We start from the raw sequence: 19152 nt of genomic DNA on the forward strand, positions 1-19152 counted from the left end.
TGCCTTCGTAGCAGTGCTCGGCCTCGCGGCATTCATCGTGCACAAGACCGGAGATACCAAGGGGCTTCGAGACCTCGCCGTTCTGATGCGTGCCCTGCGCCCGTCTCGGCGGATTATGCGGCGGCGTCAAGATGGGCCTCGTGAGCGCTCATCCCGGTGAGAACCGTGACAAGCGCTCACGAGGCTTTTTTCGGCGGGGGCGGGTCTCTCGCACGCGGAGCGTGCTGTGAAGCTCCGGCTCGCCCAGGCGCGGCGCATACCCAGCCAAGCGCCCGGGCGAGCCCGCCGCGCCTGCTCTAGGCCCCCTCCTGCCAGCGGCTCAGCGGCAGCGCCGGAACCCGGTGCCCCCGGTGCCCGACCATCTCCTCATTCGCCACCAGCGCGTTCAGCACCGCCTCCTCCACCGCCTGCACCACCGCCTCGAAGAACGGGTCGATCGCTCCCCACGGCACGAACCGCAGGCTTTCGTAAGGTTCGTCGTCCGGTCGCGGGAAATGGCTGGTCAAAGCCCCCGCGTTCGCCGTGCTGAAGGCCAGGAACAGGTCACCCGAGAAGTGCGACCCGGTGGTTCCGGTCCGGGCCAGGCCCAGCGGCACCCGGCGGGCCAGCGCGGTGCACTGGCCAGGCAGCAGGGGCGCGTCGGTCCCGATCACGACGATCACTGACCCCGCACCGGCCGGAGCGAGCCAGCTCGTGTCGGCCATGGGGTTGTCGTCGGCCAGTTCGCCGCCCAGGTGCGTGCCGGCCACGGTGAGTTCCGAGCGGCTTCCGAAGTTCGCCTGCACCAGCGCGCCGACGGTGTAGCTGTCCGAGCCATGCGCCACCACCCGCGACGACGTGCCGGTCCCGCCCTTGAAGCCGTAGCAGGTCATGCCGGTACCGCCGCCGACCGAGCCCTCCGCGATAGGTCCGGAGGTCGCCGCATCGATGGCGGCGACGGCGTGCTCGGTCCGGATGGTCGGGGCGTTGACGTCGTTGAGATATCCGTCCCACGTCTCTGCCACAACCGGCAGCAGCCACTCCGCGGCGGCGTCCGGGCGCTCGCGGACGACCCAGTCGATCGTCCCCCGGTGGCACTGTCCGACCGAGTGCGTGCTGGTGATCAGAACCGGCAGGGTCAGCGAACCCGTCTCGGCAAGCCAGGCGCGTCCGGTCATTTCGCCGTTGCCGTTCAACGAAAAGGTGCCCGCGGAGCAAGGCACGTCGAACTGGTCGCGGCCGCGCGGCAGGATCGCGGTGACGCCCGTCCGCACCGAATCGCCTTCGATCAAAGTGGTGTACCCGACCTCGACGCCTGGGATATCAGTGATCGCGTTGTGCGGTCCGGGCTTGCCGCCGAGGGCGAGTCCTAGGTCGCGGGCGCGGGTCATGCGGGGTCCTCCAGGGAGCATCGGGTCGAAACGCGGGCGTAGGACAGCACCATCGACTCGGCGACGGACCGGTCGAGCGGCGGGACTGCTTGCGTCAGGTGCAGTCCATACCCGTCTTCGAGAGTGACGAGGTTGCGGGCGATGGTGACCGGGTCGTCGGTCAAGTCGAAAATCCCCGTCGCCGCACCGGCTTCCAGGATGCCGACATACCCGCGGACCTGGCGTTCGTACAGCGCGATGTGCCGCGCGGCGTACGCCGGTTCGCGGCGGGCGATGGTGCCCAGTTCGTACAGCAGCACGCACAGCTCGTCGTTCTTGCCGTTCGGCAGCCCGCTGCTGATCATCGCGCGCATCCGGGCGCGCGGGTCGGACTCGGCCGCGACCGCGGCTTCGCGTGCCACGCAGAACCGTTCGACGGCCTCCTGCTGCACGTCTTCGAGCAGGTCGCTCAGGGAAGGGTAGTAGTACAACAGGGAACCCGGCGACATGCCGGCGTGGTCCGCGACGTCGCGCAGCTTCAGGTTCAGCACGCCGCGTTCGACGACCGTGTGCCGCGCCGCCGCGACCAGTTCCGCCCGCCGCTCGGGGGCCTTGCTCGGTCTTGCCATGCCTTGATTCTTTGAACAAATCGCGAAAAACGCAACCCCCGATCGGATCGAGACCGCCAAAGTCTTGACGTGGCGGGCGCGAGGGCCTTAGCTGAACGCCCAGCTGGTTATTTGAGTTCCATTCAAACAACGGACTTCAGCAACGACGTGATGGAGGCCAGCGTTGTCCACCCCTGTCTTGCGCCGCGGGTTGCGCACCCTCGGCATGCTGCTGATCACGCTTTCCGCGATCAGCCCGGCGTCCTCGGTGTTCGTCATCGCGCCGGGCGTCCTCGCCGGCGCCGGATCGGGCGCCTTCTACGCGTTCCTCGCCGCCGCCGTGGTCGGCATCTTCATGGCCTTCGTGTACGCCGAACTGGGCTCGGCCTTCCCGAGCGCGGGCGGCGAGTACACGATCGCCGCCCGCACGCTGGGCAAACTGCCCGGTTTCATGGTGCTGGGCATCATGATCGTGACGCAGGTGCTGATCGTCGCGGTGATCGCGCTCGGCGTCGGCACCTACCTGAGCGTGGTGCTGCCCGGCGTGTCCCCGGCGGTCGTGGCGTCGGTGACGTGCGTGCTCGCCGCGATCGTCGCGGTGTTCGACATCAAGCTGAACGCCTGGGTCACCGGCGTTTTCCTCGCGGTGGAGCTGCTCGCGCTGGCCGTGGTGGCGGTGCTCGGGCTGGCCAGCCCGGCGCGTCCGTTCACCGATCTGCTCGCGCATCCGGTCGCGCCGGGCGGCGGTCCGGCGACGATCAGCGCGGTGATGATCGCGACCGCGATCGCGATTTTCGCCTACAACGGCTACGGCTCGGCTGTCTACTTCGGAGAGGAGACCAAGGACGCCGGACGCGGGGTGGCGCGCGCTGTCCTCATGGGACTCGGGGTCACCGTCCTGGCCGAACTGGTCCCGGTCACCGCGGTGCTGATGGGCGCACCGGATCTCGGCACTTTGTTCAGCTCTCCCAACATGTTGTCGTACTTCGTGCAGGCCCGCGGCGGGACCACTTTGGACACTGTGCTGAGCCTCGCGGTCGCGCTCGCCATCATCAACGCCGTGCTCGCGATCGTGCTCATCAGCTCCCGGCTGGTGTTCAGCAGCGGCCGCGACCGCGCGTGGCCGAAGGCGATGAACCGCGCACTGTCCGCGGTGCATCCGAAGTTCGGCACCCCGTGGGTCGCGACGCTGGCGACCGGCTTCATCGCCGCCGCACTGTGCTTTGTGGACCCGCAAATCCTGACAGTCGTGACCAGCACGTCGATCGTCGTGGTGTACGCGGCGCTGTGCCTCGGCGCGATCTTCGGCCGCCGCTCCGGAGCGACGGCGGGGGCGAAGTACCGGATGCCCGGGTTCCCGATCGCGCCGGTAGTGGCGTTGGTGGCGCTGGCATTCGTGCTGTACGTGAACGCGACCGACCCGGTGATCGGGCGGCCCAGCCTCATCGTCACGGCGGGGATCGCGTTGCTGGCGTTGGGATATTACCTCGTGGTGCTGCGTCGCCGGGGCGGCTGGCAGCTGAGCGAGGCGGTGGAGGAAGAGGCCGAGCCCGCGCCGGTGCGGGAGACCACGTAAGCCGCGGCTGGACCGTCCACTGAGGACGTGGGCGGTCCGGTTGTCCTGCCGCGCCGGGTCCGGGATGATGCCCGGGTGCGGGTTTCAGTGCTGGACACGTCGCCGATCGTCGCGGGATCGACCGCGCGCGAGGCGTTGCAGCGCACGGTCGACCTCGCCGAACTGGCCGACGAACTGGGATATCACCGCTATTGGCTGCCCGAACACCACAGCATGCGCGGGGTCGCGAGCGCCGCGCCCGCGGTAGCGGCCGCCCGGATCGCGGACGCGACGAAGAGGATTCGCGTCGGCGCGGGCGGCGTCCTGCTGCTCAACCATCCGCCGCTCGTCGTCGCCGAGCAATTCGGCACGCTCGCCGCGTTCCATCCGGGCCGGATCGACCTCGGACTCGGCCGCGCGCTCGGCGGTCCGCAACGGGTGGCGGAAGCCCTGAAACCCGGCCCGGCGGAGAGCTTTCCCCGCCGCGTCAAGGAATTGCTGGCCTACTTCGCCGATACCGACCAGCCGCTGCGCGCGACTCCCGCCCAAGGGAACGTTCCGGACATCTGGCTGCTCGGCTCAAGCACGGCAAGCGCACACCTCGCCGCGGAACTCGGTCTGCCCTACGCGTTCGCCTACCACCTCCGCCCCGCCGAAGCCGCCGCCGCGACCCGGATCTACCGCGAAAACTTCCGTCCCGGTCGGACACTCGAGCCGTCCATTGTGGTCAGCGTCGCGGTCATCGCCGCGGCGACCGAAGACCGGGCCGAATGGCTGGCCAGGTCCATTCGGGCTAAGGCATTGAGCCGTTCGCGCGGCGAGCGGATCTTGTTGCCGCGCCCGGAAGACGCGGTCGTGGACCCGGCGGTCGGCCCCGGCCCGGTCCTCGCCGGAGCCCCGGCGGCACTGCGGAATTCGTTGCGCACAGTCATCGCCGAAACCGGCGCGGACGAGCTGATGATCACCACTGCGGTGCACGACCACGCGGAGCGGAAACGGTCCTATGCGCTGGTCCGGGAGATCTCGGACGCCTTGCCGTCGCGCGATTGATCCCGTTTTGTCCGGTTGATCGCCGCGAAACCGGCTCCGGCGCACGGGGTTTCCCCAACGTTCAACCTGGCGCGGGTTCGCATGTCACTTGTCGTGCCTAAGTTCCTCACGGCTTCGGAAAGTGGGGAATCATGAACACCAGCGACGCGGTGCGAGCCCGCGCGATCACCAAGTGTTTCGGCGACGTGCTCGCGCTGGACGCCGTCGATCTCGACGTGGCGTACGGCGAGATCCACGGGCTTGTCGGACCGAACGGCGCGGGCAAGACCACCCTGCTCGGCCTGCTGCTCGGACTCGCGGTCGCGGACGAGGGCGAACTCGAGATCCTCGGCCGTCCGGTCGGCCGTGCGCTCGCCACCCCGGACGGCATCTCCGGCTTCGTGGACGGGCCGGGGCTGTACCCCTCGCTCACCGCGCGGCAGAACCTCGCCGCGCTGGCCTCGCTGCGCGGACAGACCGTCGACCTTGACGACCTCCTCGCGCAGGTCGGGCTCACCGACGTCGCCGACGACCGGACGCGCGGGTTCTCCCTCGGCATGCGCCAGCGCCTCGGCCTCGCTGCCGCGCTGTTGACCAAACCGCGGCTGCTGATCCTCGACGAGCCCGCCAACGGCCTCGACCCGGCGGGCAAGAAACACGTGCACAGCGTGCTCACCCGGCTCGCCGACGAGGGCACCGCGGTGGTGCTGTCCAGCCACCGGATGGACGACCTCGAAGCGCTCTGCTCGGAGGTCACCATCCTGTCCGCCGGCCGCGTGGCTTTCACCGGCCCGCTGGCGAAACTGTCCTCAGAGGACAGAGAGCTGGCCTACCGTCTGGTCACTTCGGACCAGAAAGCCGCGCGCGAGATCGCTGAAAATGTCCCCGGGTTGCGGATCGACGACACCCAGACCCCGCGCGGACAGGCCGACGTCCTGGTGGTGAGCGGCCTCGTGCCCGCCTTGGACGACCTGGTCGCGCGGGTCGTCGGCAAGGGCATCGGCGTTCGGGAGCTGGCTCCGGTCGTTTTGCCGCTGGAGGCGGCATTCCTGGAGCTGACGGAGCAGGGGGAGAAGCGATGACCGTCCTCGAGGCCCCGGAAGCACCGGCCTCCGTCCGCCCGGTCGGACTGGGCCGCGGTTACCGGTTCGAGCTGGTGAAACTGGTGTCGCAGTGGCGGATCCGCGTGTTGCTGCTTGCCTGCTGGCTCGCGCCCGCGGTGTTCGTCGCCGCGGTCAGCCAGCAAAGCGACCTGCCGGTGGACACTCTCTTCGGCCGCCTGATGAACCTCACCGGCTGGGCCGGTCCGCTCGTACTGCTCGGATTCGCCGGCAGCTACGCGCTTCCGCTGCTGACCTCGCTGGTCGCCGGGGACGTCTTCTCCGCCGAGGACCGGCTCGGCACCTGGCGGCATCTACTGGTGGCGATGCGGTCGTACCGGCGGATTTTCGTCTCGAAGGCACTCGCCAGTCTCACCGTGATCCTGTTGCTGGTCCTCGGCTTGGCGGTGTCCGGCACGGTCGGCGGCCTCGTCGCGGTCGGCGGGCAGCCGTTGATCGGGCTCGACGGACACCTGCTGTCCTCGGGCGACGCGGCGGTGAAGGTCGTGCTCGCGTGGATCTGCGTGCTCGCTCCGACCCTTGCCCTGGCGGGAATCGGCCTGCTCGGCTCTGTCGCGTTAGGACGGTCGCCGATGGGCCTGCTGCTGCCCGCGGTGGTCGCGCTCGTGATGGCGGTGGCGCAGCTGCTGCCGCTGCCGGTCGTGGTGCGGCTCGCGTTGCCGACGTACGCGTTCATCTCGTGGAACGGACTCTTCACCGATCCCGCCCAGCTCGGTCCGCTGCTGATCGGCGTGGGCGTGAGCCTGGTCTGGGCAGTGGTCGCGACTGCACTGGCCTACGTGCTGTTCCTGAGACGCGACTTCACCGATCTGACATATGACGGAGCCGGTCGTCGCATCTTAACGGCGGGCTTGCTGCCGCTGGCCGCGCTGATCGGCGTCACGGCGGCGGTCGTCGCGGTCGCGACGCCGGCGTCCGGTTCGGGCATCGACCAGGCGAAGCTGCAGCAGTCGCTGTCCACCGAGTTCGCGCACCTCTACCGGATCCAGGCTGCCCAGCTGCACCGGCCGGACGTGACGGAGGAGCAGCTCGCGGCGAGCACGGAATGCACGAAGGGCGGCGGCCTCGTCGAAGCCGAAGGCCCCGGCAACGACTGGCGGTGCGTCGTCTCGTGGCATCTCCCTGGTATCTCAGCGACCGGGCAGGCGATCTACCAGCTCGATGTCACCTCGGACGGGCGGTATGTCGCCGACGGCGACGGACCGAAGGAAGTGAACGGCTACTTCCAGGTGCGGACCCCGGAGGGGGACCGGCCCAACCCGCTGTGGCAGTTCGACGGCAACGTCGAGCTGCTCTCCTCCACGAAGGGATGAGGACATGCAAGTAACGCGCCGTCGCAGGCGTGGCGGGAAGAACGGACTCCGCGGATCCCGCAAGCTGCGCTTCGTCACGGCGGGGGCGTCCGCGGTCGCTCTCGTCGCCGCCGGCTCGGGCATCGGCCTCGCCTCCACCAAGCAGTTCGGCACCGACCAGGTCGGCCAGGAAACCGAAAACGGCCTGACCATCTCCAGCGACCAGTACCTCAAGCCGATCGGCGAGCGGCTGGTCCTGGGAGGCGGCAAGATCATGTCGTCGGCGGTCAGCCCGGACGGCAGCCACCTCGCCGCGCTGACCGCCGACGGCGGCATCGCGCTGACCATCGTCGACCTGAAGAGCTGGAAGGTGCAGCAGCTCGTCGGCAAGGACAAGAAGGCCGACCTGCAGCTGCCCGGAAACGACGTCGGCCAGGAAGGCCCGACGTACTCGCCGGACGGCACAACGCTGTGGCTGGGCCAGATCGACGGCTACCGCAAGTTCGCCGTCAACCCGGACGGCAGCGTCGCGAACCCGGCGTTCGTGCCGATCCCGGCCGACGGGGACAAGCATTCCCTTGCCGCGGGGGCGATCTTCTCCGCGGACGGGTCCACTGTGTACTCGGCGGTGAACGGCCAGAACCGCGTCGTCGCGATCGACGCGGCCAGCGGCCAGCTCAAGCAGAGCTGGACCGTCGGCAACGCGCCGCGGGCGCTGGTGCGGATCGGCAACCGGATCTACGTCAGCAACGAGGGCGGCCGCGCGGCGAAGCCGGGCGACACCACGATCAATTCGTACGGCACCGACATCGTCGCCGACCCGAAGACCGCGGCCGCCACCACCGGCACGGTCAGCGTGATCGACCTGGCGAACCCGTCCGCTCCGGTGAAGAGCATCGACGTCGGCCTGCACCCGACCGCGTTGCGCGCCAAGAACAACACCCTGTTCGTGGCGAACACCGGCGGCGACAGCGTTTCGGTGATCGACGCCCAGCGCGACGTCGTGGTCCAGACCATCGCGACGCAGCCGTGGCCGGAAGCGACGGTCGGCTACGAACCGACCGACATCGCGCTCACCGACGACGGGCACCTGCTGGTGACCCTCGGCCGGGCGAACGCGGTCGCGGTCTACCGCTACTGGTTCCCGCAGGCCCCCGCCGCCTTCATCGGCCTGCTGCCGACGGACTACTTCCCGTCTGGTATCTCAGCCTCGGGCAACAACATCCTCGTCGCGAACACCCGCGGCATCGACGCCCGCCGTCCGACCACCGCGGCCGGGCACGCCACGCACGACACCACGTCGAGCCTGCAGCGGTTCACCCTGCCGACCGACTGGCAGACCTGGACGCAGACCTCCCGGGTGTTCAAGCAGAACGGCTGGACGCCGGGTTCGGTGCAGAAGGCGTACGGCAACCGCGACGTCAAGCCGGTTCCGGTGCCGCGACGGCTCGGCGACCCGTCCACGATCAAGCACGTTTTCCTGCTGGTCAAGGAAAACCGGACGTATGACCAGCTCTTCGGCGACATGGCGAAGGGCAACGGCGACCCGGCGCTCGCGCAGTTCGGCAAGGCGGTCACGCCGAATCAGCACGCGCTGGCCGAGCAGTTCGGCTTGTACGACAACACTTACGACATCGGCACGAACTCGGCCGAGGGGCACAACTGGCTGATGCAGGCGGACAACCCGGAGTACACCGAGTCGTCCGCGGGCGAGTACAAGCGCAGCTACGATACTGAGGACGACGCGCTGGGACACCAGCGCAGCGGTTTCCTGTGGACCGGGGCGCAGGCGGCGGGCAAGACCGTCCGCGACTTCGGCGAGTTCCACCAGTTCCTGACCAAGCCCGCGGGCGCGAGCTGGCAGAACCTGTACTGCGATTCGAAGAACATGGCCGCGACCGGCGCGCCGACCGCCTACCCGCTGGTCTCGTCGTCGCCGATCCCGTCGCTGAACAGCGTTTCGGTGCCGGGCTTCCCGAAGTTCGACACCGCGGTGCCGGACCAGTACCGGTACGAGATCTGGAAGAACGACTTCGAGAAGAACGGCCCGGCGGACCTGAACATGTTCTGGCTGTCGAGCGACCACACCGGCGGACCGCCGAGCCCGGCCGCGCAGGTCGCCGACAACGACCTGGCCGTCGGCAAGATCGTGGACAAGATCTCGCACAGCCAGTACTGGAAGGACTCGGCGATCTTCGTCGTCGAGGACGATTCCCAGGCCGGACTGGACCACGTCGACGGGCACCGCGCCCCGGTCCAGATCATCAGCCCGTACGCGCAGCGCAAGCTGACCGACAGCCGGTACTACTCGCAGATCACCATGATCCGCACCATCGAGCAGATCCTCGGCATCCACCCGATGAACCAGAAGGACAGCGCGGCCACCCCGATGGCGACCGCGTTCACGCCGCGGCCGGACTACACGCCGTTCACCGCGGTGCCGAACCAGACGTCGCTGACCGCGGGACTGAAGACCCCGCCGCCGTGCGGCACGGACAACGTCCCGACCGCCTCCACCGCGGCGGCCTCGGCGGCGGTGCCCGCGGACAAGCAGCAGCTGGCGCAGCAGTGGCAGCAATGGCAGGCCCAGCAAAAGCTGACCGGCCCGAACGCCACGGCGGACTACGCCAACCCCGCGCAGATGGACCACTTCACGTGGTACCAGGTGCACGGATGGACCCAGCCGTATCCGGGCGAGGACAAGATCTTCGCGCCGGATCAGGTGCCGGGTGCGTTCATCCCGTCGGCCGATTCGGACGGCTGATCCAGTAGCTGGGGAAGCCTCTGTCCGCCGGTGTGCGGGCAGAGGCTTTCTCGGTTTCAGCCCCGACGTGGGGCGGGCAAGTCGCGGACGCCCCGCTTTCCAGGTGGCCACCGTGATATCTCAACGTGCGTGCGGTGGTGGAGCACTGGTGGCGGCTGGCACTGTTGGCACCCGAGGGCCCGCCGACGCGTTGCGCCACTGATCCGGGTCTCAATGCGCGATGTCGACTACTACCCGGCGGATCTGGTCTGCAGGCACTTCCTGGCTGCTCACCCGGAACGGCACCCGATCCCGGACACCGATGGCGAAAGTGCACTGACCTTCGAAAGAACCCGCGAAACGGACCGCGCGCAAGGACGCCCAACCGGTCGGCCGTGCTAAATAATCGCCGATTTGCGCGAGCACGCGACCGGGTTGGTGTCCACTGTCGTCGAAGCCTTGCGCAGGTGCGCGAATTACACCTTGCAGGACTGCGTTTCCGGGTACTGGTAAAGGCTTCCCGGAAGGATCGGCGGTCACGAGCGGCACATACCGCACGGTGAATCCGGCTGCGCCCGCGCCATCGACGGTGAATACCACTTCGTCGTAACACTCATGTCGGCTGACCGTGACCAGGTATAACGCATTCGTGGTCGCCCCGGAGCTTTCATTGCTTCCGGTGCCCCAATTCCGCGTCGAGGTGCAGGAGGGCTGACCGTCCGAACGGGACGGTCCTGCGGTCGCCTTCTGGGCTGCCGTGGTACTGGGAGCGGCGATGCTCGACGGCGCTGGGACGGCAGTAGGCCCGCCGCACGCGGAAAGGAGCAGAATCCCGGCCGGGAGCGCGCACCGGAGGGGAAGTCTGCGCAGCGGTGGAGGAGTGGTGTTCATGACGTGCCTGCCTGGGTAGCCGCCGCGAGGGCGGTCGGAGGTCCCGGGGCAGGCCGGGCGGAATGCGGTCAGTGTGCGGGCGGACCGGGCGGTTCGGCGACGAAGGTGACGCAGTCGCAGGGATTTCGTCGCCGAACCGTTGCCCGGAATCAGCCGGTCAGGACCCGGTGTGCTGCTCCGGTTCCAGCGAGTTCCCCGGCGGGATGTGCCCGCAGCTGGACGGCGCGGCTTTGCCCGCGAAGCGGTCGTTGAGCCAGGCGGTCGCGGCCGGGGCCCACACCGGGACCGCGGTGGCGTGGCTGAGCGCGTCGTACTGCGTGTACTTGATCGAGGTGTTTCCGGTGTCGCAGTACTGATTCGCGAGCGCCCGGACGTCCCCGGCCACCATCACGCCGTCGCCGGTGCCGATGCCCGGCTCGTTGCTGACCGTGCCTTCGAGCGCGCCGTTGTTGGCCTGCGCGATGAATCCGGGAATCGACGGCGTCGCCGCCGAGCCGATGTTCACCTTGTTGACCGCGTCGACGAACGGCGGCACCGAATCCGGGTCCGCGTACTCCGGCTTCACGAGCTTCTGCCAGGTCAGCCCGGGGTAGTGGCCGAGCGCGTTGGCGATCGACGCGTGCTCCAGCTCGGCGAGCACCTTGAGGCCGTACTCGCTGGCGTACGGCTTGAGGTCGATGTCGTAGCTGCGCGCGACCCCGATCAACGCCATCGGGATCACGCCGGACCAGATCGGGCTGCCGCCGACGTACTTGAGGTTGTGCGCGGGGTCGACGAGCACCCCGCCCTCGGCGAAACCGACGAGGTTCTTCTCGACCTCCGGCGCGTAGCTCCCGGCGATCGCCGACGCCCAGCCGGTCGCGATCGCCCCGCCGGAATAGCCGAGGAGGCCGAATTTGGTGTTTTCGGTCATTCCGGTTCCGGACGCGTGCGTCGCGGCGCGAATGGAGTCCAAAGTGGTCTTGCCGTATTCCGGACCCGCGGCGAAATCGGCGGTCGGGCCTTCGGTGTCCGGGATGACGACGCTGTACCCGAGCGCGAGCGCGGGCGCGATGAGCAGCGACTCGGCGTTCGGCAGCAGGCCGCCGAGCCGGACGTCGCCCGCGATCGCGCGGGACGGTGCGTCCGCAGGGTCCAGCGAGTCGTACGCGGACTGGTACGACACGGCTTTTCCGTTGTTGTTCAAGGGATTGCGGACGACCGAGGTGACGTTCGCGGTGGGGTTGCCGCGCGCGTCGGCGGTCCGGTAGAGCAGCTGCGTGGCCTGTACTGGGGTCGGGAAGCCGAAGACGTGATATGTCAACGTCCGCGTCTTCAATACGGTGCCCGGCGCGTACGACGAAAGCGGCGTGCTGCCGTCGTAGCTGTAGAAGGAATCGGCCGAGGCCGCGGCGGGCAGCGCGACGGCGGACGTGATCGCGAGAGCGGCGGCGGCGATCAGCGCACGGACGGGTTTCGGGATCATGACTCCCCTTTGAACCATGAAGTGGATCACGACTGGCGGGTAACTTACCAGCGAGTAGGTATTCGCACAACTACGGAAGGTGCAGGCACGGCCGGCGCGGGAGGCTCAGGCGGGCCCGGCGTAGGCGGCGGCGAGCGCGGCGGCGCGGTCGTGGATCGCGGTGCGCAACGCTTGCGGGGCAAGGACTTCCGCGTTCCCGGCGAGCTGCCACAGCGCCCATTCGGCGTGCCGGGAATCCTGGAAAGCCGCCTCCAGCTGAAGCCATCCGTTGGTACTGGTTTCTTCCCGGTGAATCGCGAGCGCGGTGCGGGTCAATTCTTCTCGCTGCTCCGGGCGAATTCGGATTAGTGCGACGATGCGGTCGCCTCCGGTGCGGAACCGGGTGCTGCGTTCCTGCCACGCCCGGCCCAGGTCCACTCGATCCGGCCGCTGCGCGGGTTCGTTGAGTTCCTCGGCGGCCAGCACCCGGGACAGCCGGTAGGTCCGGTCCGCACCGTCGCGCGTGGCCAGCAGATATCCCAGCTCCCGCACGGTGACCAGTCCAATCGGGTGCACTGTGCGCCATTTCGGGGCTTGGTTCACCGCTTGGTAGCGGATGCGCACCTGATGTCCGGCGAACACCGCGCGGCGGATCTCGGCGACCACGGCGTCCGGCACCTCGTCGGCGACCGAGCGGCGGGAGAGGAGGTCGGTTTCCGGGTCGATGAGCAATCGTTCGGCGACGCCCGCGGCCGTCGCCCGATGGCTTTCCGGCAGCGCGTCGACCACCTTGAGCATCGCCGAAGCCAGCGCCGAACCGAGACCGAACGCCTGCGCGCCGCGCCGCGACCCGGCGACCAGCAAGGCGAGTGCTTCGTCGTGGTTCAGCCCGGTGAGCTCGGTCTGAAATCCGGGCAGCAGCGCGAAACCGCCGTTCCGCCCGCGTTCGGCGTAGACCGGGACGCCCGCCGCGGACAACGAGTCGATGTCGCGCAGCACGGTGCGAGTGGACACCTCCAGCTCGCGCGCGAGGGTGGCCGCGGACAGCCGGCCGCGCTGGCGCAGCAGCAGGACCAGCGAGACCAACCGGTCGGCGCGCATGCCGGAAACTCTACCTAATACGTGACACAAGATGTCGTCTATTGCTTGCGAGGCTGCTCCGGGTACTGCTGAGAACGCGAATGGAGCAAGTGGTGGAGCGAACGACTGTCAACCCGTGGCCGTGGTCGACGGCGATGGGATACAACCAGGGCGAACTGGTCTCCGGGCCGGTCCGGACCCTGTACTGCTCCGGGCAGACCGCGATGAACGGCGACGGCGAACCCCAGCACGCCGGGGACATGGCGAAGCAGGTGGCGCTGAGCCTCGACAACGTGGAAGCAGTGCTCGCCGAAGCGGGCATGTCGCTGGAAAACCTGGTCCGGCTCAACGTCTTCACGACCGACGTCGACCTGCTTTTCCAGCACTACGGCGTCCTCGCCGCCCGCCTGGCCGCGGCCGGCGCCGCCCCGGCGACCACGATGCTCGGCGTGACCCGGCTGGCGATCCCGACCCTGCTGGTCGAACTGGAGGGAACCGCGGTCGCCGACCGGTAGCTCCCTTGCCTCGGCCCGCCCGCGGATAGGACGAGGCAGGCCGGAAATGGTGCGCTGGCCGGTCGCTTCGGGGGCTGGCCAGCGACGCCCGGTTCGCCGACCGCGACCAAGCAGCGATCCAAGCGGCAGGCAGCGGATCTCTCGGAACGGTCTGTGCCATCTCACCGGTGGCGGCCGGGTGTCGTCGGCTGGCCACCCTGATCGCCGCCGAACGAACCCGCCGCGGCACCCCGTGAGCCGTCCGGTGGAACCGCTCTTGCCCAGGTCAGGGCGGTAGCGCATGCTGGACTCCGCAGGGACGCGGCGGAGGTGACACCCATGGCGGCTGAGCCGACCTTGATCGGGTCCGTGCAGCGCGCGCTGCACCTGCTCGACGCGGTCGGCGCGAGTGAACGGCCGGTGCCGGCCAAGGTGCTCGCCCGGACGGTCGGGCTGCCGCTGCCCACGACGTATCACCTGCTGCGCACCCTGGTCCACGAGGGATATCTCCGCAAACTCGAAGACGGCTACGCGCTCGGCAGCCAGGTCAGCGAACTGCGCCAGCACACGTCGCTGCACGCCTTGCTGCCGAAGATCCGCCCGGTGCTGCGAGCCCTGCGCGACGAGGTGCACGGCGCGGCCTACCTCTCGCTCTACTCCGACGGCGACATCAAGCTCATCGACATCGCCGACGGCCCGGCCGCCCCGTCGGTCGACCTGTGGGTCGGCGTGCACGAATCGGCGCACGCGACGGCGTTCGGCAAGTGCATCCTGTCCGGTCTCGACAGCGAGGGCCGCCGGGATTATCTGTCGCGCCATCAGCTGGCCGACCTCACGCCGCACACCATCACCGACAGCCGGGTCCTGGAGCAGCGGCTGTCGCAGAGCGGTGATGTGTTCAACGACCGCGAGGAGTATCTGCTCGGCACCGCGTGCTTGGCGACGACCGTCCGCACGCCGGGTGCGTTGGGTGCGGTCGCGATCTCCCTGCCCGCGCGACGGCTGGGCTCCGCGCCGTTGCAGTCGTTGCGCCGAGCAGCCCAACGGGTGTCTCGCGCACTGGCCGTCACGCGCTGAACCGGCCCGTTATCACCATCTGAAATCCCGCCCGTTGTCCGCCGGGGAAAGCCCGGCGAAAGTGGCCTCCAGAGCGAACGGGAGGTCCGATGGAACCGCAGGACAGGCTGGCCCTCTACCGCACGATGGTCCTGATCCGCACCTACGAGGAGGCCATCCTCCGCGAGTACCACGCCGACAAGAAACCCGTCTTCGACATCGGCGCCGGCCTGATCCCCGGCGAGATGCACCTGTCCGCCGGGCAGGAGCCGGTGGCGGCGGGCGTCTGCGCGCATCTCACCGGCGACGACGCGGTCACCGCGACGCACCGGCCGCACCATTTCGCCATCGCGCACGGCGTCGATCTCCACCGGATGACCGCTGAGATATTTGGCCGGGCAACTGGACTGGGCAGCGGCCGCGGCGGGCATATGCACCTGTTCGACCCCGCCGTGCACTTCTCCTGCTCCGGCATCATCGCCGAGGGCTACCCGCCCGCGCTCGGGCAGGCGCTCGCGTTCCAGCGCCGCGGCACGGACCGGGTCGCCGTCGCGGTCACCGGCGAGGGCGCGGCGAACCAGGGCGCGTTCCACGAATCGCTCAACCTCGCGGCGTTGTGGAAGCTGCCGGTGGTCTTCGTGGTGGAGGACAACGACTGGGGCATCTCGGTGCCGCGCAGCGCGTCCACGTGTGTCACGTCGAACGCGGACCGCGCCGCCGGGTACGGGATTCCGGGCGTACGCGTCGAGGACAACTCGGTCGAGGCAGTCCATGAAGCCGCGGGCCAGGCGGTCGCGCGGGCTCGTGCTGGTGCGGGGCCCAGCCTGCTCGAGGTGCACACACTGCGGTTGTGGGGCCACTTCGAGGGCGACGCACAGGGTTATCGGTCCGATTTGGACGGTGTACCCGGGCGGGATCCGTTGCCCACCTACGAGAACCAGCTGCGTGCCGACGGCGTGCTCGACGACGCGAAAGTCGCCGAATGCAAAACCGCGGCCAGCGAACGAGTCGAAGCGGCGATCGCGTTCGCCAAGGAAAGCCCCGAGCCGGACCCCGCCACCGCGCTGGATTTCGTATTCGCGCGAGCCTGACGACACAGCGAGGAGACGCAGCAATGACGCTCACCGAACCCTCCGCGCCCGCCGGGCGGAAACTCAGCACCGCGAAAGCGATGGTCGAGGCCATCGCGCGGGAAATGGAGCACGACGAGCGGGTGTTCGTGCTCGGCGAGGACGTCGGGTCCTACGGCGGGATCTTCAGCTCCACCACGGGGTTGCTCGACCGGTTCGGCCCGGGCCGGGTGCTCGACACGCCGATTTCCGAGACCGCCTTCATCGGCGCCGCGATCGGAGCGGCGGTCGAGGGCCTGCGGCCGGTGGTCGAGCTGATGTTCGTCGATTTCTTCGGCGTCTGCATGGACCAGATCTACAACCACATGGCGAAAATCCATTACGAATCCGGCGGGAACGTGTCCGTGCCGATGGTGCTGACCGCCGCGGTCGGCGGCGGATATTCGGACGGGGCACAGCATTCCCAATGCCTGTGGGGAACGTTCGCGCATCTGCCCGGGATGAAGGTCGTCGTGCCGAGCAATCCAGCGGACGCCAAGGGGTTGATGACTTCCGCGATCCGCGACGACAACCCGGTGGTGTACCTGTTCCACAAGGGAGTCATGGGCTTGCCGTGGATGGCGAAGAACCGCCGCTCCATCGGCCCGGTCCCGGAAGGCGACCACGAGGTCCCGATCGGCAAGGCGAACGTCGTGCGCCCGGGCAGCGACGTCACCGTCGTGACGCTGTCGCTGTCGGTCCACCACGCGCTGGACGTCGCCGACGAGCTGGCCGGGCAGGGCGTCGACTGCGAGGTCGTGGATCTGCGCAGCCTGGTCCCGCTGGACACCGACACGATTCTCGGCTCGGTCGGCAAAACCGGCCGGTTGCTCGTGGTCGACGAGGATTACCTGTCGTTCGGGCTGTCCGGCGAGGTGATCGCCCGCGTCGTGGAGCGGGATCCGACCCTGCTGCGCGCCCCCGCGGCGCGCGTAGCGGTACCGGACGTGCCGATTCCGTACGCGCGACCGCTGGAGTACGCGGTGCTGCCGACCCCGGCGCGGATCCGCCAGGCCGTGCTCAACCTGGTGGGCGCATGACCGACGTTCCGTTTCCCGTCCTGTCCGAGAACGACCCGGACGGCGAGGGCGTCCTCGCCACCTGGTTCGCCTCGGACGGGGCGACGGTCCGCGAAGGCGAGCTGATCGCGGAGGTCGCGGTGGACAAGGTCGACGCGGAAGTGCCGGCCCCGGCTTCCGGCGTGGTGCGGTTTCTGGTGGGGGAGGGCGAAGTGGTGAAGCAGGGCGCGCCGATCGCCCGCATCGAATGAAGACGCACGGGTCGCCCCGTGCTGGCGACGGGTCGCCGCCGGGTCCCACCGTTGCCCGGCGGCGGCCCGTGTGTCGCGTTCAGACGACGTTCGCGAACTGGCCCGGCTGGTACAGCCCGGCCGGCGTGCGCACGATGACGTTCATCCGGTTCGCCGCGTTGATCAGCCCGATCAGGCAGATCAGGGCGGCGAGCTGGTCGTCGTCGTAGTGCTCGCGCGCCTGCGCCCACGCTTCGTCCGAAACCTCGCCGCGGTCGGCGATCCGGGTGGCTTCCTCGGTCAGCGCGAGCGCGGCCCGCTCGGCCGGGGTGAACACGGTCGCCTCGCGCCAGACGGCGACCAGGTGGAGCCGTTCCGCGGTCTCGCCGGCCGCGGTGGCGTCCTTGGTGTGCATGTCGGTGCAGAAGCCGCAGCCGTTGATCTGGCTGGCCCGCAGCGAAACCAGCTCCTGCGTCGCCTTCGGCAGCGGCGCGTTGTTCAGCAGCATGCTCAGCCCGGCGAACCGCTTGGCGAGCGACTTGCCGAGGTCGTTGTTCATCAGGTCGAACCGTGCGCTCATCAGATCCTCCAGTGTGGTGAAGCGGATGCCCATGAGATGCCGGCCGCCCGCCGGATGTGACAGCTTTGGCTGTGACCCGCGTCGCATCCGGAAAACGGGTGGCCCGGCCGCCGGGACGGGACGCAGAATGCGGAGATGGCCGACCACGGCGGGACCGCGCGGGCGACCGGGCTGAGCCTGGTCTCCTGGACGCTGTTCGCGAGTTCCGGCCCGCTCGCCAAGGCGGTGCTGGACGCGGGCTGGAGCCCGGCGGCGGTCACGGCGGTCCGGATCGGCCTCGCCGCGGTTCTGCTCGTACCCGGCGTCGCGCTGCTGCGGCCTCGGGCCTTGCGGTTCCGGCGCGGGGAATGGTGGCTGCCGCTCGGTTACGGACTCCTCGGCGTCGCGGGCGTGCAGCTGTTCTTTTTCCTTGCGGTGTCCCGGATTCCGGTCGCGGTGGCGATGGTGCTGGTGAACCTGTCGCCGGTGCTGGTCGCGCTGTGGGTGCGCGTCGTGCGGCGGACACGGCTGCCGGCGGCGGTGTGGCTGGGCATCGCGCTGGCGATCGCCGGGCTGGTGCTGATCGCCGGTCTCGGACCGGGTGCGAGGCTGGACTTTCTGGGCGTCGCGGCGGGAGTGGCGTCGGCGGTGTGTTCCGCGGGCTACTTCCTGCTCGGCGAACGCGGTGCGCGGCGGCACGATCCGCTCGGGATGACCGCGGCCGGGCTGGCGATCGGGGCGGTGGCGACCATCGCGGTAAGTCCATTGTGGACGTTAAAGATCGCCTCGAGTCCGGTGCCGCTTGGCAGCGCGACGATCCCGGTCTGGCTGGTTCTGCTGATTCTGGCCGTCTTCGGCACGGTGCTGCCGTATCTGGCGGGGCTGCACGCGTTGAGCGGCTTGCCGGTCGCCCTGGCCGGAGTCCTGGCGCTGGCCGAACCCTTGGTCGCCGCCCTGCTCGCGTGGCTCTTGCTGGGCGAGGCGCTGGGTCCGGTGCAGCTGCTCGGGGTGGCGGTGCTGCTCGGCGGAGGAACGTTGGCACAGACGGGAAAGCTTGCCCCGCGACCGGAACCGGCTGCGGGGCAAGCGAACCCGGTTACATCTTCGCCGCGCCGACCTTGATCGCCTCGCGGATCCGGGAGTAGGTGCCGCAGCGGCAGACGTTGCGGATCTCGTCCAGGTCGGCGTCGGTGATCTCGCGGCCCTTCGCCTTGGCCTCCTTGACCTTCGCGACCGCCGCCATGATCTGGCCGGGCTGGCAGTAGCCGCACTGCGCGACGTCGTGCTCCAGCCAGGCCTCCTGCATCGGGTGCAGGTCGGCCTTCACCGTGTCCGGCAGACCCTCGATCGTGGTGATCTCGTCGGTGGCCTTGATGTCGGCCACCCGCACCGAACACGGGTTGAACGCCTTGCCGTTGAAGTGCGACGTGCAGGCCTTGCACACGTTGATGCCGCAGCCGTACTTCGGGCCGCGCACGCCGAGCACGTCGCGCAGGACCCACAGCAGCCGCACGTTGTCGTCGACGTCGACGGACACCGGCTTCCCGTTGAGGATGAAGGTGTGCTTGCTCAT

Annotated in this window: 17 protein-coding genes; 11 read left to right on the forward strand and 6 right to left on the reverse strand. The window is 69.2% G+C overall.

What is annotated here, in order from left to right; genetic code table 11:
* Positions 1-296: 296 nt before the first annotated feature.
* Together F9C12_RS33515 and F9C12_RS33520 are read right to left on the reverse strand one after the other, a co-directional pair.
* Complete coding sequence (locus F9C12_RS33515) at positions 297-1370, reverse strand: P1 family peptidase (RefSeq protein WP_409185750.1); 1074 nt, start codon at positions 1368-1370, stop codon at positions 297-299.
* Entirely contained in the window at positions 1367-1978 is a 612-nt protein-coding gene (locus tag F9C12_RS33520) for a TetR/AcrR family transcriptional regulator (RefSeq protein ID WP_409185751.1), read from the reverse strand. Before F9C12_RS33520 ends, F9C12_RS33515 begins: the two co-directional genes overlap by 4 nt.
* 163 nt (positions 1979-2141) lie before the next feature.
* Here F9C12_RS33520 and F9C12_RS33525 point away from each other — a divergent pair, with 163 nt between their 5' ends.
* The 5 genes from F9C12_RS33525 (at position 2142) to F9C12_RS33545 (ending at position 9718) form a co-directional block, all read left to right on the forward strand.
* A complete protein-coding gene (locus F9C12_RS33525; RefSeq protein ID WP_409463044.1) occupies positions 2142-3533 on the forward strand; it encodes an APC family permease in 1392 nt (463 codons plus the stop codon).
* A 75-nt stretch (positions 3534-3608) separates the two neighbouring features.
* Positions 3609-4562: an MsnO8 family LLM class oxidoreductase gene (locus F9C12_RS33530; protein WP_409463045.1), complete on the forward strand. Its 954-nt coding sequence runs from the start codon at positions 3609-3611 to the stop codon at positions 4560-4562.
* Positions 4563-4693: 131 nt separating this feature from the next.
* On the forward strand, positions 4694-5623 hold the full coding sequence (locus tag F9C12_RS33535; RefSeq protein ID WP_409463046.1) for an ABC transporter ATP-binding protein: 930 nt from the start codon (positions 4694-4696) through the stop codon (positions 5621-5623).
* Complete coding sequence (locus F9C12_RS33540; RefSeq protein WP_409463047.1) at positions 5620-6975, forward strand: ABC transporter permease; 1356 nt, start codon at positions 5620-5622, stop codon at positions 6973-6975. Before F9C12_RS33535 ends, F9C12_RS33540 begins: the two co-directional genes overlap by 4 nt.
* Positions 6976-6979: 4 nt before the next feature.
* Complete coding sequence (locus F9C12_RS33545; protein ID WP_409463048.1) at positions 6980-9718, forward strand: bifunctional YncE family protein/alkaline phosphatase family protein; 2739 nt, start codon at positions 6980-6982, stop codon at positions 9716-9718.
* A gap of 1027 nt (positions 9719-10745) precedes the next feature.
* Here F9C12_RS33545 and F9C12_RS33550 read toward each other — a convergent pair.
* Entirely contained in the window at positions 10746-12053 is a 1308-nt protein-coding gene (locus tag F9C12_RS33550) for a lipase family protein (protein ID WP_409463049.1), read from the reverse strand.
* Positions 12054-12158: 105 nt separating this feature from the next.
* Positions 12159-13133, reverse strand: coding sequence for a helix-turn-helix transcriptional regulator (locus tag F9C12_RS33555; protein WP_409463050.1), 975 nt, complete (start codon positions 13131-13133; stop codon positions 12159-12161).
* Between the two features lie 92 nt (positions 13134-13225).
* Here F9C12_RS33555 and F9C12_RS33560 point away from each other — a divergent pair, with 92 nt between their 5' ends.
* From F9C12_RS33560 to F9C12_RS33580, 5 genes are all read left to right on the forward strand, one after another.
* On the forward strand, positions 13226-13627 hold the full coding sequence (locus tag F9C12_RS33560; RefSeq protein ID WP_409463051.1) for a RidA family protein: 402 nt from the start codon (positions 13226-13228) through the stop codon (positions 13625-13627).
* Between the two features lie 318 nt (positions 13628-13945).
* Positions 13946-14683 (forward strand): IclR family transcriptional regulator, encoded by a 738-nt coding sequence (locus tag F9C12_RS33565; protein WP_409463052.1) that lies wholly within the window; start codon positions 13946-13948, stop codon positions 14681-14683.
* An 89-nt stretch (positions 14684-14772) separates the two neighbouring features.
* Entirely contained in the window at positions 14773-15753 is a 981-nt protein-coding gene (locus F9C12_RS33570; protein ID WP_409463053.1) for a thiamine pyrophosphate-dependent dehydrogenase E1 component subunit alpha, read from the forward strand.
* 23 nt (positions 15754-15776) lie between these two features.
* The gene (locus tag F9C12_RS33575) at positions 15777-16811 is read left to right on the forward strand and encodes an alpha-ketoacid dehydrogenase subunit beta (protein ID WP_409463054.1); all 1035 of its coding nucleotides are present in this window, start codon (positions 15777-15779) and stop codon (positions 16809-16811) included.
* Positions 16808-17041 carry a biotin/lipoyl-containing protein gene (locus F9C12_RS33580; RefSeq protein WP_409463055.1) on the forward strand — a complete coding sequence of 78 codons (234 nt, stop codon included), beginning with the start codon at positions 16808-16810 and terminating at the stop codon, positions 17039-17041. Before F9C12_RS33575 ends, F9C12_RS33580 begins: the two co-directional genes overlap by 4 nt.
* A 79-nt stretch (positions 17042-17120) precedes the next feature.
* Here the strand turns inward: F9C12_RS33580 and F9C12_RS33585 are convergent, their stop codons facing one another.
* A complete protein-coding gene (locus tag F9C12_RS33585) occupies positions 17121-17600 on the reverse strand; it encodes a carboxymuconolactone decarboxylase family protein (RefSeq protein ID WP_409463056.1) in 480 nt (159 codons plus the stop codon).
* 135 nt (positions 17601-17735) lie between these two features.
* On the opposite strand from F9C12_RS33585, the gene F9C12_RS33590 reads away from it, so the two are divergent.
* On the forward strand, positions 17736-18701 hold the full coding sequence (locus F9C12_RS33590; RefSeq protein WP_409463057.1) for an EamA family transporter: 966 nt from the start codon (positions 17736-17738) through the stop codon (positions 18699-18701).
* Here the strand turns inward: F9C12_RS33590 and F9C12_RS33595 are convergent.
* The gene (locus F9C12_RS33595) at positions 18676-19152 is read right to left on the reverse strand and encodes a (2Fe-2S)-binding protein (protein ID WP_409463058.1); all 477 of its coding nucleotides are present in this window, start codon (positions 19150-19152) and stop codon (positions 18676-18678) included. The two genes, F9C12_RS33590 and F9C12_RS33595, sit on opposite strands and share 26 nt — an antisense overlap.

Origin of the sequence: Amycolatopsis sp. GA6-003, from assembly GCF_046267895.1 — a bacterium.
GTDB lineage: Bacteria > Actinomycetota > Actinomycetes > Mycobacteriales > Pseudonocardiaceae > Amycolatopsis.

What these genes read in the sequence shown, in the direction of transcription:
- F9C12_RS33515 (WP_409185750.1), bottom strand. Translation starts at nt 1,370, where the DNA reads ATGACCCGCGCCCGCGACCTAGGACTCGCCCTCGGCGGCAAGCCCGGA.
- F9C12_RS33520 (WP_409185751.1), bottom strand. Translation starts at nt 1,978, where the DNA reads ATGGCAAGACCGAGCAAGGCCCCCGAGCGGCGGGCGGAACTGGTCGCG.
- F9C12_RS33535 (WP_409463046.1), top strand. Translation starts at nt 4,694, where the DNA reads ATGAACACCAGCGACGCGGTGCGAGCCCGCGCGATCACCAAGTGTTTC.
- F9C12_RS33540 (WP_409463047.1), top strand. Translation starts at nt 5,620, where the DNA reads ATGACCGTCCTCGAGGCCCCGGAAGCACCGGCCTCCGTCCGCCCGGTC.
- F9C12_RS33545 (WP_409463048.1), top strand. Translation starts at nt 6,980, where the DNA reads ATGCAAGTAACGCGCCGTCGCAGGCGTGGCGGGAAGAACGGACTCCGC.
- F9C12_RS33550 (WP_409463049.1), bottom strand. Translation starts at nt 12,053, where the DNA reads ATGATCCCGAAACCCGTCCGTGCGCTGATCGCCGCCGCCGCTCTCGCG.
- F9C12_RS33555 (WP_409463050.1), bottom strand. Translation starts at nt 13,133, where the DNA reads ATGCGCGCCGACCGGTTGGTCTCGCTGGTCCTGCTGCTGCGCCAGCGC.
- F9C12_RS33565 (WP_409463052.1), top strand. Translation starts at nt 13,946, where the DNA reads ATGGCGGCTGAGCCGACCTTGATCGGGTCCGTGCAGCGCGCGCTGCAC.
- F9C12_RS33570 (WP_409463053.1), top strand. Translation starts at nt 14,773, where the DNA reads ATGGAACCGCAGGACAGGCTGGCCCTCTACCGCACGATGGTCCTGATC.
- F9C12_RS33575 (WP_409463054.1), top strand. Translation starts at nt 15,777, where the DNA reads ATGACGCTCACCGAACCCTCCGCGCCCGCCGGGCGGAAACTCAGCACC.
- F9C12_RS33580 (WP_409463055.1), top strand. Translation starts at nt 16,808, where the DNA reads ATGACCGACGTTCCGTTTCCCGTCCTGTCCGAGAACGACCCGGACGGC.
- F9C12_RS33585 (WP_409463056.1), bottom strand. Translation starts at nt 17,600, where the DNA reads ATGAGCGCACGGTTCGACCTGATGAACAACGACCTCGGCAAGTCGCTC.
- F9C12_RS33590 (WP_409463057.1), top strand. Translation starts at nt 17,736, where the DNA reads ATGGCCGACCACGGCGGGACCGCGCGGGCGACCGGGCTGAGCCTGGTC.
- F9C12_RS33595 (WP_409463058.1), bottom strand. Translation starts at nt 19,152, where the DNA reads ATGAGCAAGCACACCTTCATCCTCAACGGGAAGCCGGTGTCCGTCGAC.